Here is a 15,866-nt window from a genome sequence, read left to right on the forward strand (position 1 = left end):
CGCTTCACGTAATCTTTTTCTATTTTATAGACATAATGGCATAATTGCTGTAGGTGGAATGGATAACTGAGTAATAACTTTCGGATTGAGTCTATTGCTCCCTTTCCACCAAATTTTGGTTTGTTGGTGTTGAAACCAAGCACTTTGTTCAAAAGGTGCTGACAATGTTTGTAAGTGATGCACTTCGATTTGATTGGTTGCCTGCGGTTCTGTTGTGAAATCATGGGCCCGAATACCTATAGAATGACAAGAAATAGGAACTTCTTGTGTAACCGTTAGTGTTTGTTGCCAGCCAATCACTTGGACTCTGTGCGCATCTATGCGTTTGACAGGCCAAATATTTTTACAACCAGTGAGTTTAGCTGCTTCAATCGTTTGAGGTTGGTTAAATAATTGATTTGTTGCACCAAAAAGTGTTTGGTTTTTTGTGATTATCACTAAACTCTGACATAACTTATACAGTTCATCTAAACTATGACTCACAATTAAGGCATGTTGATTTAAATTACTTAATCGCTGTTGAAGTTCAATTTGCAGCTCTTCCTTTAAGGGTGCATCTAATGCGGAAAATGGCTCATCTAATAACAGGTAAGCCGGCTGAGCCGCTAGCATTCGCGCAAAAGCCACTCGCTGTCTTTGTCCTCCAGAAAGTTGACTAGGATATTGTTCTTGGACTTTAGTTAAGTGAAAAGATGCAAGCAATTGAGTGACCAATTGTAAATCTTTTGTCACGCACGTCAGATTTTCTACTACCGACAAATGAGGAAACAACGCATACTGTTGAAACAAAAGACCAATTTTTCGTTGTTGCGGCGACAAATTGATCTTTTGTTCAGCATCGAATAAGACTTGATCATTTAAAACAATCTGACCTTTATCCGCAGTCTCAACACCCGCAATACATTTTAATAACATACTCTTGCCACAACCAGAAGCACCTAAAATTCCTGTTGTTTGAGTCTTTGTTTCAAACTGAATTTGCAAAGTATGACTTTTCAATTCTTTTTGAATATCAACAATTAATCTCATTCCGATCTTCTCCAAGCGCGCTGACTAAAAAATTCCGTAAAAAATAAAATAATCAGGCAAAGTAATAACATAATTACAACATATTGATTGGCTAAACGCCAATCCCCACTTGCTACAGCAGAGTAGATAGCTAAAGGAAGCGTTCTTGTTTTACCAGCAATATTCCCTGCTAACATTGTCGTCGCTCCAAATTCGCCTAACCCACGGGCAAAGGCTAACACGCCACCGGCCAAGAGACCGTTCATCGACAAAGGTAACGCAATTTTTCTAAAATATCGACTTTCCGAAAATCCGAGTGTCTGGGCCACAGCCAACAATTCACTATCCATTTGTTCAAACGCCGTTAAGGCTGAACGATACATTAAAGGAAATGAAACAGCAACGGCAGCAATAACCGTAGCTGGCCACGAAAAAACAACTTGAATGGCAAAAAAATCAAGTAAAAACTGGCCCACTGGTTGCTGAACACCAAAAATAGTTAAGAGAAAAAAACCAAAAACAGTCGGCGGTAAAACTAATGGCAACGTAAATAAACTATTCAAAAGAATTTTTAATTTACGATTTTTCAAACGAAAAACAATATACGCAACGCCTGTTCCTAAAATAAAAGTAAATAAAATGGCGATTATTGCTGTCTGAAAAGATAAAAGAATTGGTCGAACATCCATTTTCCCACCTACTTTGTTAACTTAAAGCCAATATTTTCAAAATATTTTCTGCATTGTTGACTCTGTAAAAAATTTAAAAAAGCATCTGCTGATTTTTGTTTCTTAGAGGCGGCAACTTTACCAACTGGATAGATAATTGGCTTTTTCAAAGCAGCTTCAGGCATGGCCGCAACAATCGCTACTTTTGAATTGGTTGCTGCATCTGTCGCATAAACTAAGCCAGCTTCTGCACTTGCATTAGCTACCCATTCAAGGACTTCTGTTACATTCGTGCCAAAGCTTGCGTGTTTTTCTACATAAGACCAAGCGCCTAAAGCTTTTAAGCCTTCTTCGGCATATTGACCAGCTGGAACACTTGCAGGATCACCAATTGCTATCATTTGGGCTTTTTTTAAATCAGAAAAATCATGCCACTTTGCTTGATCTTGGTTAGGCACAATAAGAACGAGCTGGTTTTCCAATAAAGGAACGACACTTTTTTTATTAATTAGTTTTTCTGCAACCAATGCATTCATTTGTTTTGTCGAAGCTGAGAAAAATACATCGGCTTTTAGGCCTTTTTCAATTTGCATCTGTAATTTTCCAGAACTATCATAGGTTCCAGTTACCTGAATATCTGGATGCTCTTTTTCAAAGGCTGGAATAATTTTCTTCTCCATGACTGATTCTAAGCTAGCTGCTGCCGCAAGGGTTATTTCTTCTTTTTTTGTTGAAACTGTTTCTTTTTGCGGCTGATTTGTACATGCAGCAATTAGGGCAACTAAACTGAATAAACTAAGCAAGAACACAGTCTTTTTTTGTTTAGACATTTGAACGCCTCTTTTCTTTTATAAATACCCGCCATAACTCAAGTCAATAATTTCAGATTTTTTTATCACTTCTTTGGCCATTAATCTTGGTAATAACAAATCAAAAACCGTTTTTTCTGAAAATAAAACACCACCTGGTAAGCCAATGATCGTTTGCTCTCCTTTATAAGCTAGCAAAAACATTGAGCCTGGTAAGACTGGTGTCCCATGGGTTACGATTTCAGCACCTGTCTGCTTAATTGCTAACGGTGTCAAATCATCAGGATCTACACTCATACCACCTGTACAAACAATCAGATCAAGCCCTTGTGCTAACATCTTTTTGATCGCAACAGTAATTTTTTGCGGCTGATCATCGACAATTTCTTGCTTGACAATCGTAACTAAAGGATACGCGGAGAACTTGGCTTTTAACACAGGGTAAAAAGCATCCTCAACCAATCCTGTGTAAACTTCACTGCCAGTAGTTACAATCCCGACCCGTATTTTTTTGAAAGGTTTCACAGAGATTAGTGGCTCAGACGTGCTGAACTGGCGTGCCTTTTCTAATTGGCTTTTAGAAATTGTTAGTGGAATCACTCGAAAGGCTGCAACTTTTTCATCTTTCTGAACTTCTATATTGGTAACTTTAGTTGACAAGGCGAGACCTTCAATTTCATTTAAAGCAATTAATTTTTCTCGATTGACTTTTAAAAGGCCTCTCGTGCTAGCTTTAGCAACAATTTTTCCTTCATGGACTTCACTCGGCTGACATGAGTCATCTGTTAACAGGTTATACAAAAATGTCGCTGCCTCTTCTTCATGTATTTCTGCTGGATCCAAGGAAACAAACAGATGTTTTTTCCCTAATGATAAAAGAATTGGAATATCTTCTTGAACAACTATATGTCCTTTTTTAAAACACACTTCCTTGGTCTTCCCATAGTCAATTCGCGTAATATCATGACTCAATGGAAGGCCAACTGCCTCTTCTGTTCGAATTGTTTTCATGGTTTATTCCTCATCATGTATGATTTTTTTATTTGTGATTAAATCCAAAGCGTGGGGCAAAACAGGCAACAAAAAATGCAAATGTTCTGTTACACTTTTCGGGCTACCAGGCAAATTAACAATGAGCGTGCGTCCTCTTTGAACAGAAACGCCTCGACTTAACATAGCAAATGGTGTTTTTTCCAAGCTAAGTTGACGCAAGCCCTCACTGATCCCAGGAATGATTCGCTCTGCTACACGTAAGGTAGCTTCTGGGGTCCGATCCCGTTCACTCAACCCTGTGCCGCCTGTCGTTAAAATCAAATCACAGGTCTTAGACCACTCTTGCAATAGCTCTACTAATTGATTTTCTTCATCTGGTAAAATGGTTTGTTTGGTTACCTGGTAGAGCGCAGGTAACTGTTCACGAATCAAGGGCCCCGATTGGTCGACAGCAAGTCCTTGAAAGCAACGATCACTTAATGTTACAATGCCAACTTTAAACAACGTCTAACTGGTCTCCTTTTTTAATATGACCTTCTGTCACAACAACTGCAAAAATCCCTTCTCTAGGCATGATGCAATCGCCCACTCGCGCGTAAATCTGACAGTGTTTATGGCACTCTTTCCCAATTTGAGTAACCACCAATTCGGAATCGCCTATTTTCATTTTCGTTCCAACAGGTAATTGACGTAAATCAATCCCTGAGACGATAATATTTTCCCCGAAAGCACCATTGCCAACCCGAGCTCCTTTTTCATTGAAAGCCGTTATTTCTTCAAAAGATAACAAACTGACTTGTCGATGCCAATTACCGCCGTGCGCATCATTTTCTAATCCGAAACCTTTAATTAAGTTGACTTCAGGAATTTCCTTTTTCTGTGTGCCTCTTCGCGGGCTAATATTTATTGCAATAATTTCTCCTGTTTTCATACTTACCCTCCTATTTGTGACATAAATCGTTGTTCTCCTTGTTGTTCCAAGAAAAGATGTTTTTCAGGCTTACAGGCAATGCCACTCTTGATAATCCCTAACAATTCTGCTGTTTGTTCCTTAGCTAAAGCTTCCTTTAACGAGTAGCCGTCTGCAGAATGCAGGCACGTTTTTAAATGGCCGTCTGCAGTAATTCGGATTCGATTGCACGTCTCGCAAAAACAATGCCCTAATGCACTAATAAAACCTATTTTCCCTTTAAAATCTTTTAAGGCGTAATAACTAGCAGGGCCATTGCCCAATGGTTTTTGGTATGGTTGCAACGTTCCATAATATTTGGTTAAAATGGCTTCTACTTCTTCTTGTTGCTTACCTGGATGCTCCTTCCCTAATCCAATTGGCATCATTTCAATGAAACGAAGATGCACAGTCTCTTTCTTAGCGATTTCAGCCAGTTCTACAATTGTTGCTTCACTTAGCTCTTTCCTAGCTACAGTATTAATTTTGATATTAGGTAATCCCACATCAATCGCTTGTTCTAAGCCCGCCAGAACATTCCTTAACTGACCAACTCTTGTTATTTCACGAAATTCTTCTGGATCCAAAGTGTCTAAGCTAATATTAATGCCGTCCAAGCCCGCCTCTTTTAATCCTTGAGCCTCACGAGCTAACTTCATGCCATTAGTCGTTAAGGTTACTTTTTCGATTCCTGAGATTTGCTTTATCCTTTTAATTAAAGAGAGTAAATTCGGTCTAACAAGCGGTTCACCACCTGTTAATTTAACTTTTTTGATGCCTTCTTTCGCTAGTATCCTCAATAAAAAAATAATCTCATCATCTGTTAGAAGCTGCTCTTTTTTTAAAAAGCAAAGACCTGTTGCTGGCATGCAATACGTGCAACGTAAGTCACAACGATCTGTTAAAGACAAACGAACATAATCAATTTCACGGTTAAATGCATCTTTCATGCTGTTCACTCATCACTTTCCTTTGATTTAATTGAAGAACGAATGAAATGACCACTACGTCCACCATTTTTCTCTAATAAACCAATGTTTGTCATTGTCATTCCTCGATCAATTGCTTTACACATGTCATAAATTGTTAAGAGTGCTGCCTGCACACCTGTTAGCGCTTCCATTTCAACGCCAGTTGAACCCACTGTTTTTGTAAAGCAACGTACTTCTAAACAAGTTTGATTGCGCCAATCAAACTGAATTTCACACTTTGTCAAAGCAACCAAATGACACAAAGGAATCCATTCAAACGTTCGTTTTGCGGCGGTAATCCCAGCTACTCTTGCTACCTGTAATACTTCACCTTTTTTAATCATTTGGGTCTGAATCGCTTCTGCTGTCGCTTCCAACATGTGAATTTCTCCATAAGCGAGGGCTGTTCTTTGAGTGTCATTTTTTTCCGAAATATCAACCATATGCACTTCTCCTTGTGTATTCAAGTGCGTAAATTCCTTACTTTGAACCATTTCTCCACCTCACATTTGACATTTGTTAACGTTTACACAATACTTCTTTTTCAAGTGTATCACTCTTGCATCAAAAAAACAATCTGGCATCCATAATTTTTTTTAGCGAGAAATCGAAGTTAAAAAAGTTAAGCGACAAAAATTACGTGCTTCGCTTAGCCTGACCAGACTTTTGTCTAAGTCTTAAAACTTGATAAGCAATAAGAGGTCGGGACAGAAGTGCTTAACTCCGAGAACCAAGTAGGTACTGTTCAACATCTATTTGCTTTGCAAATAGTGTTTCTCAGCAATAAGAAGAAATTTCCGAAAATTGTCATAAAACACAACGAGGAACGAGTTGATGTTGCATGATACCTACCCGGTGTTCTTTAATTTTTGGAGACCAAGTAGGTATTGTTCATCATCGAATCACTACGTTCTTCGTGATTCTCAACAATTTCGGCTTATTTCCGAAGGACCTTCACCAAGTAGGTACGATGATTTCATCTGTTCATGCTTCACAGTGAAACATCGCAACTCTTAGAGCTGTAGCTCTTTTGAAGGCTGTACTGTGACGAGACGCATGTCGAGAAAACACCTTAGAAGTTGTTGAGATCGGAGCAACGCGTAGTGTTGCTTCTGTTCCCGCCGTTTATCAATTTTTAAGCCTGGAACAAAAATCCAAAGTGATTTTTGTTCCAGGCTCTTACTTTCATACTAATCTTAGGTCAGGTTGTCATCAAGTTTGCCAATAATAGACTTTTACAAGCGCGCCTTTTTTGAGTAGTACACCAGCTGGTTGTTCTAGCAGGCAATTTGTTTCTAAAGTATTTGATAAATTGGATGAAAGATGACTTTTTGTCACTAAATTTACTGTGCCATCTATTTCTTTCGCTCGGTAAAATCGACGTAGTCTACTAGGGGTTAATTCATGCGCTAAAATTACTGTTCGTTCCTTGAGATTTAACTCGACACAATTAAAAAAAGTAGCTAATAATGTCCAGTAAAAAAGATGTAAATTAACCATTGCCGCAAACGGATTGCCTGAAACGCTTAAAATGAGTGTTTCTTGAAATTGACTTCCCATAACTGGGGTTCCAGGTTTCATATTTACAAAATGAAACAACTCTGTTCCTCCGATACGTTTAATTGCTAAAGGTAAATTGTCCTTTTCACCTACCGAAACACCACCACAAGTAATTAATACATCAAGTTTTGGTGAAATCTCAATCAGCCTCTTCGCTAATTCTTCAGGGTCATCTGAACAATGGTCTAGGTGGATTACTTCATTGCCACTTGCTTTGACAAAAGCTGCTAACATGTAGAGATTACTATTATAAATTTTCCCAATTGACAGCGGTTCTTCCAAAGAAACTAACTCACTACCGGTCGCTAAAATCCCCACCTTCATGCGCTTCAAAACAACAACTTTATCAATCCCTTGCATTGCCAACAAACCAATCATGCGACTATTAATCTGTTGATGTTTTGCTAAAATTTTTTGCTGAAAAGCAATATCTTCTCCAATTTCCGCATAGTTTTGGCCCGCAGTGACAGAGCGAAAAATTTTAACATGGTCTTGCCCAAAATCCGTCCATTCTTGTGGCACTACAGCATCAAAATCGGTTGGAATAAAAGCACCTGTTGTTATTTTAATCGCACAGTTATTCGTCTGATTACAATAAAACATGGAATCCCCTGCCACTAAAGAACCGACGACTTTTAAACAACTTGGGCTTTCAGCAGTCGCACCTCGTGTTTCTACTGCACGAACGGCATACCCATCCATTCCGGCACGAGGAAAATGAGGAATCGCTGTCTCTGCAAAAATGGTTTCTCCGCTAATCCGCCCCAAGGAATCAAGCAGCGCCACTTCTTCTGTTTCACATTGACTCTTCATATGTTGGGTCATTTTCTCTCGTGCTTCTTCCAACTCGATCATGTTTTAACCATCCTTTTTTATTTATTCACTGGTTTAATCGCAACGGCACAAACTTTATATTCAGGAATTGTGGCGATATCATCAAATACAGCATTGGTGATTTCGTTAACATTCCCATCTGGAAAGTGGAATGTCATAAAGACTTCTTGCGGAAATACTCGATTTCCGACAGCCGCATAGGTTTCAATTTTGCCACGTCGAGAATGAACTTCCACTTTGTCACCTTCTTGGATTCCCAGAGCTTGTGCATCGACTGCATTTATCTCAATATAAGAGTGATTCGCTATTTGGTTAATCCCTTCCGTTCGTCCTGTCATTGCTCGGGTATTGTAATGGTAAAGCATTCGGCCTGTCGACATTAAATACGGGTACTCTTCATCTGGTAATTCTTGTGCTTGCTTATACGGAATTGCTTTAAATAAACCTTTCCCACGAGCAAAACTGCCCACATGCATAATCGGCGTACCTGGATCTGTCAAGCTACGACAAGGCCATTGTAAGCTCTCCTTCTCTAATCGTTCATAATTAATTCCACCAAACGAAGGCGTCACAGCTGAAATTTCTTCCATAATTTCTTTTGCAGATTCATACGCACAAGGATAGCCCATTCGTGTCATGACTTCACAAAAAATTTCATAGTCTTCTCGCGCTTGTCCTCTTGGTTCAACAGCTTTACGGACTCTTTGCACGCGCCGTTCTGTATTTGTAAATGTCCCGTCTTTTTCTGCATAACTGATGCCTGGTAAAACGACATCTGCATAAGCAGCCGTTTCGGTCATAAATAATTCTTGAACAACTAAAAAGTCTAAACTTTCTAAAGCTTGACGAACATGTCCTGTGTCTGGATCCGTAACAATTGGATCTTCTCCAAAAATATAAAGGCCTTTGACGCTTCCTGCCGTTGCTGCTGGTAAGACTTTAGTAGAAGTTAAACCTGTGTTTCGATTTAACGGCACATGCCAAGCTTTTTCAAATTTGTCGATCACTTCTGGATTATTGACTTTTTGATAGCCTGGGAAATCATAAGGCATACAGCCCATATCGCAAGCACCTTGAACATTATTTTGACCTCGCAAAGGATTGACACCACAGCCTGGTTTTCCAACTTTACCAACCAACATTGCCAAATTAGACATACTCATAACACCCTCAGTTCCTGTCGAATGTTCCGTTACGCCTAAACAATAAATGATTGGTGCTTTCTCTGCTTTTGCATACATGCGTGCTGCTTGAATTAAATCTTCTGGATGAATATGACAAATTTCTGCGACTTTTTCCGGCGTATAATCAGCCACCATTTTTTCTAAATCTAAAAATCCTTCTGTCCGTTCTTCAATAAAATGGCGATCTGCTAAACCTTCTTTCAAAATCACATGCATCATGCCATTAGCAAATGCGACATTCGTTCCCGCCTGAACTTGTAAATGCAACGCACTATCCTTCACTAAGTTAATTTTCCGCGGATCAACAACAACAACTTGCGTTCCTCTTTGGATGGCTTGGCGAATTTGCGCACCAATAACTGGATGAGCTTCTTCTGGATTGGAACCTACTAATAAAATCATGTCGACATCTTCAGTGATATCAGCAATAGGATTAGTCATCGCACCAGAGCCTAAGGTTTGGGCTAAACCATGGACCGAAGCCGAATGACAAACACGGGCACAGTTATCAACATTATTGGTACCAAAAGCAGCACGCACCATTTTTTGAAAGACATAATTATCTTCATTTGTCGCTCTAGAGCACGAAAAACCAGCAAGAGCATCCGGACCGTTTTCTGCTTTAATTTCGTTAAATTTTGACGAAACAAGCGTTAAGGCTTCTTCCCAAGAAGCAGGTTCAAAAATGCCATTCCGTTTAATTAATGGCTCCGTTAAGAGATCTCCTGACCCAACAAATTTATATGAAGCAAATTTTCCTTTCACACAAAGTAAATTTTTATTAGCTGGTCCATCTATGGGTTCAACACCCACCAAACGATTGTTTTTAACGAGTAAATTCATCTGACAGCCTGTCCCACAATGCGGACAAGTTGTAGGAATTTTCTGGGTTTCCCATTTGCGGTACTCTTTTGTATCTTTTGCTGTTAACGCACCTGTAGGACAGGAAGAGACACAATTGCCACATGATTCACAGATAGATTGATCAAACGCCTGCCCATAACTCGGCATCATTTTTGTTTCAAAGCCACGATTAGCAATACTAAGTACATCTCTTCCCTGCCGCAATTGACAGACACGGGCACAACGACGACACATGATACACTTTTCTGGATCATAAGAGAAAAATGGATTACTGGTATCTTCTTGATGGCAAGGCATTCTTTTTCCCTCGGTAAAGCTAGTGGCATCAATCCCATAATCTAGCGCATACTGTTGTAATTGACAATCCCCGTTTTTTCCACAAGAAAAACATTCTAATTTATGATTACTCAATAATAAATCAAGAATAAAACGTCTGGAATCAGCAACTTTTTCAGAATGTGTTGACACAACCATGTCCTCTTGACAATGTGCCGTACAAGCAGTTGTTAAGCCACCACGTCGGCCGCCTTCCACCTCAACCACGCACATCCGACAAGAACCATCAGGTGCTAATTCCTTTAAATGACAGAGCGTTGGAATTTCAACACCTAGCCCTTTCGCTGCTTCGAGAATAGTAGTCCCTTTAGGCACAGTTACTTCTTGGTTATCAATAGACAACGTAACTGTTTGCGTATGCAACTTTGTTTTCATTTTTACCAACCTCCTTTGCTGGTGGCATAGATTTCTGTTTCAGCAGTCGTTTCAAATTCTTCTGGAAACAAAGCCAATGCACTCTTCATTGGATTTGCGACGGATTGGCCCAAACCACAAGCTGATAATCGCGTGACATGTGTGAGCATCTTTTCCAATCGTGGCAAATCACTAGCTGTTGCCTCGTTCCGATTGAATTTACTCAATAATTCCAAAATCCTAGTTGTTCCCAATCGACAAGGGGTGCATTTACCACAGGACTCATGAGCAAAAAAGGCCGCCACGTGTACTAAATAGTCCACAACATTGACTGAATCATCCATTACTACAATTGCGCCAGAGCCGACAGATAAGTCATGGGCCCATAAATCTTCGTAGGAATACAAACAATCCCTTAACGTTGCAACAGCACCAATTGGACCGGATTGTCCACCGAAATGAATAAATTTTAATGCTCGACCAGTTGCAGAGCCTCCGCCGTATTGCTCGCCATAAATTATTTCTTCTAATGGTGTTCCAAGGTTGACCTCGTATAAGCCCCGATTTTTAATATGTCCAGACAAACAAATTAGCTTTGTTCCGCCACCATCGGCAGTACCCATCTCTAAAAAGGCTTGTCCACCTTCTCGTAAAATTACAGGAACACTTGCAAATGATTCAACATTATTTACTAATGTTGGTTGCAAATATAAACCAACATCTGCTAAGTGTGGTGGTTTAACACGCGGCCGCCCCGTTTTTCCTTCAATTGAATTTAAAAGTGCTGAATTTTCCCCACAAATATAGGCGCCAGCACCAGAAATAATCGTAATATCATAATTGAATCCTTCAATTCCTAAAATGTTTTCCCCTAAAAAGCCAGCTTGTCGTGCATTATCCAGTGCTTCTTGAAATGTTTTTTGGATTCTGCGATATTCTCCTCGCATATAAATATAACCTGCTTTTGCTGAAAATAAATAGCCAGCAATGATCATTCCTTCAATCACACTCAATGGATCTTCAGATAAAAGTACTTTATCCTTAAAGGTCCCTGGTTCGCCTTCATCAGCATTACAAACAATGTACTTTGTGGTTCCTTTTGCATGATAAAGATGGCGCCATTTTTTTCCTAAAGGATAGGCTGCTCCACCGCGACCTCTTAAGTGAGCAACATCCAGTTCGTTTAAAATTTCTTCATCCGATAGTGAAATTGCTCTTTTTAAACCATCAAATCCATCGTATTTACAATATTCAGCAACATCGGTCGCAGATTGCATTTTTCCCATTCTCTCTAATAACATTGGTTGGTTTCTCTTAAGCATTGACTCACCTCCTACAATCCTTCATAGCAATCATTTTGTAAATGTTGAATTAATTGATAAATTTTCTCTTCTGTTAGTTGACTAAAAACGGTGTCCTTAATTTTAATTACTGGACCCAAATCACAAGCCCCGATACAAGGAATACTGTGATACATAAATAAGCCATCTGGGGTCGGCTGATTCTCTGGCACTTCTAAAATAGTTTCTAAAACTTCGGCAACCATCGCCCCACCAGTATAATGACACGGTGTGCTGTTACAAATCTTCAAGACATACTTCGCTTGCGGTTCCGTCTTTAAAATGGCATAAAAACTGACGATTTCATAGACTCGCGCTTCCGTTAAATGTAGATGCTCTGCAACTAATTGAGCTGTCTCCTGATCGATATACCCTTCTTCTGAAGCAAATTGTAATTCAATTAAAATATTTAAAATTCGTTGTGGATCAGCATCGTTTTCTAGAATAATCGCTTCTTTTTCAATTAAGCTTAATGCACACATTCCTTTTTATTCCCCCTTTTTAGTGAAACTTGAAGTTGTTCTCCTTGATAATAGATACGCAATTCTTTTGGTATTTCAGCAGATAGTAAACAAAAATCGGCTTTATCTATAACTTTTTTTGCTGATTCTTTTTGGCGATTCTGGTTATTCATCATAAGAAATAGTCCTGGCTGCACAACATTACGTAATGAATTTGATTCACAAATGATTAATGCTTGGGCCGGCACAGCTTTCAGAAATTGCTGAATGGCTTCCGCCAAATTTTCTTGAAAAACTTTCAATAGAAAAACTTTTTGACAACCTGCAGCTAATAATTTCATGGTATCTTTATTGCCAATCGTCTCTTGCTCTTCTACTAATTCATAACCAGCTGTAATACTGGTACAAATTCCGCATCCTTTTGTGCCTCGTTGACACACCCCTCGTTGACCACTAATCGTAATAATCTTCAAGCCATAAATTGGATAGACTTCTTGGTACTGTTTAATAAGGGCTTCGGCTAATGTCGTTTTGCCACTATTCCGACCAGTAGAACCAATTTGAATCATGTTTGGTATCTCAATTGCCATAGAGCTCCTCCGTCTGAATCGTTTTCTCAACTCTTGGTTTGACAGTTGCTGGTTTTGTCATAAAGATCAATGGTACGGCCATAAAAAGACTGCCACCTACTGCATTGCCTAAAAATACCCATAATGTATTCTGCAAATAATCCCACCAACTGATTGTGGTACTTTGTGAAAAAATTGCCGCTGGAATAATAAACGCATTGGCGACCACGTGTTGAAACCCACAAACAACGAAAACCATGACAGGAAACCATAAGCCAAACATTTTACCTAAATATGATTTTGCCAACGCTCCGAGATAAACCGCTAAACAAACAAAAATATTACAGCCAATCCCTGAAACAAAAGCAACTAGCGGTGGATCAGCAATTTTCGCCTGAGCAACTGCGACTGTTTTATCCAGAAACGCACCTTCAGTTAACCCAACAATATGGCCAAATAAATACGCCACAAGAAATCCGCCTAGACAATTGGTCAATAAAACAACTAGCCAGTTATAACAAAGAGCGCCCACTCTAACCTTTTTCTGTAATACGCCTAATGTCATTACCATCATATTGCCTGTTGCTAACTCACCACCAACAAAAGTAAGCGCTATCAATCCAACTGGAAATAAAGCTCCACCCAGAAAGTTGTTAAAACTTCCCCATTCTGTGGGGGCAGTTCCAGTGATACGAATAAACGCCAAGTAACCCAGTGCAATACAAAAACCAGCCATGATGCCTAAAATACAGAGTCGAACAAACGATAATTTACCTTTCATTTCTGCCTTATCACCTAAGCTTGCAACTATTTCTTCACTACTGAAAAAATCCATTACGATTCCTCCTTTTTATCGATACCACTGAGACAATTCTTCTTTTCGATTGACATTTTTAAGTTGATTCTCTTTTGATAGTTGCACCGTTTTTACAGATAGACGCTCAAATTCTTGGCGAACCTGATAGTTATTTTGCGCAAGCTGTTTTTGAAATGTTGGTAAACAAGAACATCGATAAAAGCCAAATAATGGTTCTTGACGACCTTCAAAGTCAAAGATTGTTACTTGATTTTGTCCACGCTTAGAGGCTAACTGATACACAAGTTTAGGAGAAAAAGTTGGTATATCACAGGCAATTACAAACACTTCAGCTTTCTGAGTATAGTTCATTGCTGTCACAATCCCACCTAATGGCCCCTTTCCAAGATACATATCTTGAATGATTGTGCATTTTCTAAACGCCTTAGGAAATTTTTGACTATCATTCGTTACTAAAATAACCTCTTCGAACAGTTCCATTAACTTTTCAGCTGTTTGCAAGATCACGTATTGCCCTTGAATTTTCAATAATGCTTTATCAAATCCCATCCGTGAACTTTTCCCGCCGCATAACAGCACTGCTGTACAATCAGCAATAATTTTCGCCACCCCTTTACCATAATTTTTATTAGTTCAAAAAAATATTTTTTAGTCATGTATTAAGTCTATTATAAGACATCCCTCGTACAAGTCAATTCCTTTTAAAAAAAAAGAACGAGAAAAAGAGCGACTCTTTTTCTCGTTCTATCTTATTCATCTGTTTGACGTTTTATTTCTTCAATCTCAATGCGTAATGATTTTCGTTTCTCAATGGCGACATAAACCAAGCCAATCAAAAAGGGTAACACAAAGCTACCAAATCGATACAGTAAAACAGATGCTACAGCATCAACATTGCCGACCAATGGTTTAAACAACAATAAGTAAACAAATTCAAATGGACCAATGCCAGCAGGTGTCGGAATAACTCCTGAAAGAATAACAGCAAAACTGGTAAAGGACATCACTAATAATAAATCAATATTCGGGTGATTTTCTACTAAAACAATGTAAGGAATAATGTACCAAAATAATAATTTAAATACATTCCATGAAAAGATTCGAAGCAACGCTGAGCGATCTTGTGTAATTGTTTGGACAGCTGCCCGCAAGGAATAGATTTGTAAATTACAATTATCCACCCAATCTCTTAGTTTTGGTCGTTTAAACCAACGATTGGCAAACTTAACCAATAAAACTTGCAACTTTAAGCTACTAGATAAAATAAGTAATGCTGCAATTATTACTAATGTTAAAATAACACCTGCTAAAATGAATGGAATCATCTTAGGCGCATTTTCATAAAACAGGGAAAATTGAATAATCAAACCAATAATTGCTAAAAAAATCACGGCTGCTTTGTACATAATCATATGTAATGCCGTTATCCCCACACTTTTAGAAACAGGAATTCCCTTTTTCTTATAAAAATAAATTTCTGAAAGCAAGGTTCCCGTGCCAAATGAAATAATCCGATAAAATGCTACATAACAAGAAGTAAAAAAACCATCCACTGTTGTAAAGTCTTTGTTAAAATAACGAGCTATTTCCTTGATTGAGCGCCCTTCTGCAAATTGATAAACTACTCCAAAAAAAATAACAGCAATCAGCACCAGCCAACTCGTTTCCATCAGTTGAGCAAAAATATCACTTAATGAATTATCCATGACATAAAAGATTACGCCTAAAACGATAATCATTAACAACATATTTAAGCCAATTTTTACTTTTCCTTTCATCGCTTCTCCTTTTTTGTTCTTACTTAAACGTTAGATAGATGCAACTAATCATCGCGATTACGCCAATTGAATAACACAATGCAAAAACTGGTTTTTGGGTTTTATGATGAAATTTCTTTTGTCCCATTAGCCCACCTAGACCGCCACCGACAAGTCCTATCGTCAATAAGCGGCGTTCTGGAATACGCCAGTCCCCACGTTTTGCTTGTTTTTTATCATAACCCATCATACTAAACAATACTAAATTAATGACGAGGAAATAAATGATTACTATCCACTGAAGCATTCTTTCTGGCCTCCTAACTAGTTACTGTACTAGGATACCTTGTTCTGATTCTAATTGCAAAAAATTTTTCAATGACTCATGAAAC

17 protein-coding genes are annotated in these 15,866 nt (G+C 38.7%); all 17 read right to left on the bottom strand.

Going from position 1 to position 15,866, the window contains the following annotated elements; translation table 11 throughout:
* Positions 1–24 precede the first annotated feature (24 nt).
* Complete coding sequence (locus IGI80_RS18010) at positions 25–1,029, bottom strand: ATP-binding cassette domain-containing protein (protein ID WP_002360411.1); 1,005 nt, start codon at positions 1,027–1,029, stop codon at positions 25–27.
* Positions 1,026–1,697 carry a molybdate ABC transporter permease subunit gene (gene modB, locus IGI80_RS18015; protein ID WP_002360415.1) on the bottom strand — a complete coding sequence of 224 codons (672 nt, stop codon included), beginning with the start codon at positions 1,695–1,697 and terminating at the stop codon, positions 1,026–1,028. Before modB ends, IGI80_RS18010 begins: the two co-directional genes overlap by 4 nt.
* An 8-nt stretch (positions 1,698–1,705) precedes the next feature.
* Positions 1,706–2,506 (bottom strand): molybdate ABC transporter substrate-binding protein, encoded by an 801-nt coding sequence (gene modA, locus IGI80_RS18020; RefSeq protein WP_002357711.1) that lies wholly within the window; start codon positions 2,504–2,506, stop codon positions 1,706–1,708.
* Between the two features lie 18 nt (positions 2,507–2,524).
* Positions 2,525–3,496, bottom strand: coding sequence for a molybdopterin-binding protein (locus tag IGI80_RS18025; protein WP_002357712.1), 972 nt, complete (start codon positions 3,494–3,496; stop codon positions 2,525–2,527).
* Positions 3,497–3,499: 3 nt separating this feature from the next.
* Positions 3,500–3,982: a MogA/MoaB family molybdenum cofactor biosynthesis protein gene (locus IGI80_RS18030; protein WP_002361756.1), complete on the bottom strand. Its 483-nt coding sequence runs from the start codon at positions 3,980–3,982 to the stop codon at positions 3,500–3,502.
* Entirely contained in the window at positions 3,975–4,409 is a 435-nt protein-coding gene (locus IGI80_RS18035) for an MOSC domain-containing protein (RefSeq protein ID WP_002357714.1), read from the bottom strand. The genes IGI80_RS18030 and IGI80_RS18035 overlap by 8 nt, the downstream gene beginning before the upstream one ends.
* 2 nt (positions 4,410–4,411) lie before the next feature.
* Entirely contained in the window at positions 4,412–5,386 is a 975-nt protein-coding gene (gene moaA, locus IGI80_RS18040) for a GTP 3',8-cyclase MoaA (RefSeq protein ID WP_002357715.1), read from the bottom strand.
* A complete protein-coding gene (gene moaC, locus IGI80_RS18045; RefSeq protein WP_002369470.1) occupies positions 5,383–5,892 on the bottom strand; it encodes a cyclic pyranopterin monophosphate synthase MoaC in 510 nt (169 codons plus the stop codon). Before moaC ends, moaA begins: the two co-directional genes overlap by 4 nt.
* A 718-nt stretch (positions 5,893–6,610) precedes the next feature.
* Positions 6,611–7,813 carry a molybdopterin molybdotransferase MoeA gene (locus IGI80_RS18050; protein ID WP_002357718.1) on the bottom strand — a complete coding sequence of 401 codons (1,203 nt, stop codon included), beginning with the start codon at positions 7,811–7,813 and terminating at the stop codon, positions 6,611–6,613.
* Positions 7,814–7,830: 17 nt separating this feature from the next.
* Positions 7,831–10,551, bottom strand: a complete 2,721-nt coding sequence (gene fdhF, locus IGI80_RS18055; protein WP_438724232.1) for a formate dehydrogenase subunit alpha — start codon at positions 10,549–10,551, stop codon at positions 7,831–7,833.
* 2 nt (positions 10,552–10,553) lie between these two features.
* Positions 10,554–11,852: a complex I 51 kDa subunit family protein gene (locus IGI80_RS18060; RefSeq protein ID WP_002363880.1), complete on the bottom strand. Its 1,299-nt coding sequence runs from the start codon at positions 11,850–11,852 to the stop codon at positions 10,554–10,556.
* 11 nt (positions 11,853–11,863) lie between these two features.
* Positions 11,864–12,352: an NADH-quinone oxidoreductase subunit NuoE family protein gene (locus tag IGI80_RS18065; RefSeq protein WP_002357722.1), complete on the bottom strand. Its 489-nt coding sequence runs from the start codon at positions 12,350–12,352 to the stop codon at positions 11,864–11,866.
* The gene (locus tag IGI80_RS18070; RefSeq protein ID WP_002357724.1) at positions 12,340–12,921 is read right to left on the bottom strand and encodes a hypothetical protein; all 582 of its coding nucleotides are present in this window, start codon (positions 12,919–12,921) and stop codon (positions 12,340–12,342) included. Before IGI80_RS18070 ends, IGI80_RS18065 begins: the two co-directional genes overlap by 13 nt.
* Entirely contained in the window at positions 12,911–13,735 is an 825-nt protein-coding gene (locus IGI80_RS18075; RefSeq protein ID WP_002361749.1) for a formate/nitrite transporter family protein, read from the bottom strand. The genes IGI80_RS18070 and IGI80_RS18075 overlap by 11 nt, the downstream gene beginning before the upstream one ends.
* 15 nt (positions 13,736–13,750) lie before the next feature.
* Positions 13,751–14,326, bottom strand: coding sequence for a molybdenum cofactor guanylyltransferase (mobA, locus tag IGI80_RS18080; protein WP_002357726.1), 576 nt, complete (start codon positions 14,324–14,326; stop codon positions 13,751–13,753).
* Positions 14,327–14,466: 140 nt separating this feature from the next.
* Positions 14,467–15,495, bottom strand: coding sequence for a lysylphosphatidylglycerol synthase transmembrane domain-containing protein (locus IGI80_RS18085; RefSeq protein WP_002360426.1), 1,029 nt, complete (start codon positions 15,493–15,495; stop codon positions 14,467–14,469).
* A gap of 19 nt (positions 15,496–15,514) precedes the next feature.
* Positions 15,515–15,781 (bottom strand): DUF1294 domain-containing protein, encoded by a 267-nt coding sequence (locus IGI80_RS18090; protein ID WP_002357729.1) that lies wholly within the window; start codon positions 15,779–15,781, stop codon positions 15,515–15,517.
* Positions 15,782–15,866: the final 85 nt, after the last annotated feature.

The organism is Enterococcus sp. DIV1420a, assembly GCF_051712165.1.
In the GTDB taxonomy this organism is placed as follows: Bacteria; Bacillota; Bacilli; order Lactobacillales; family Enterococcaceae; genus Enterococcus; species Enterococcus faecalis.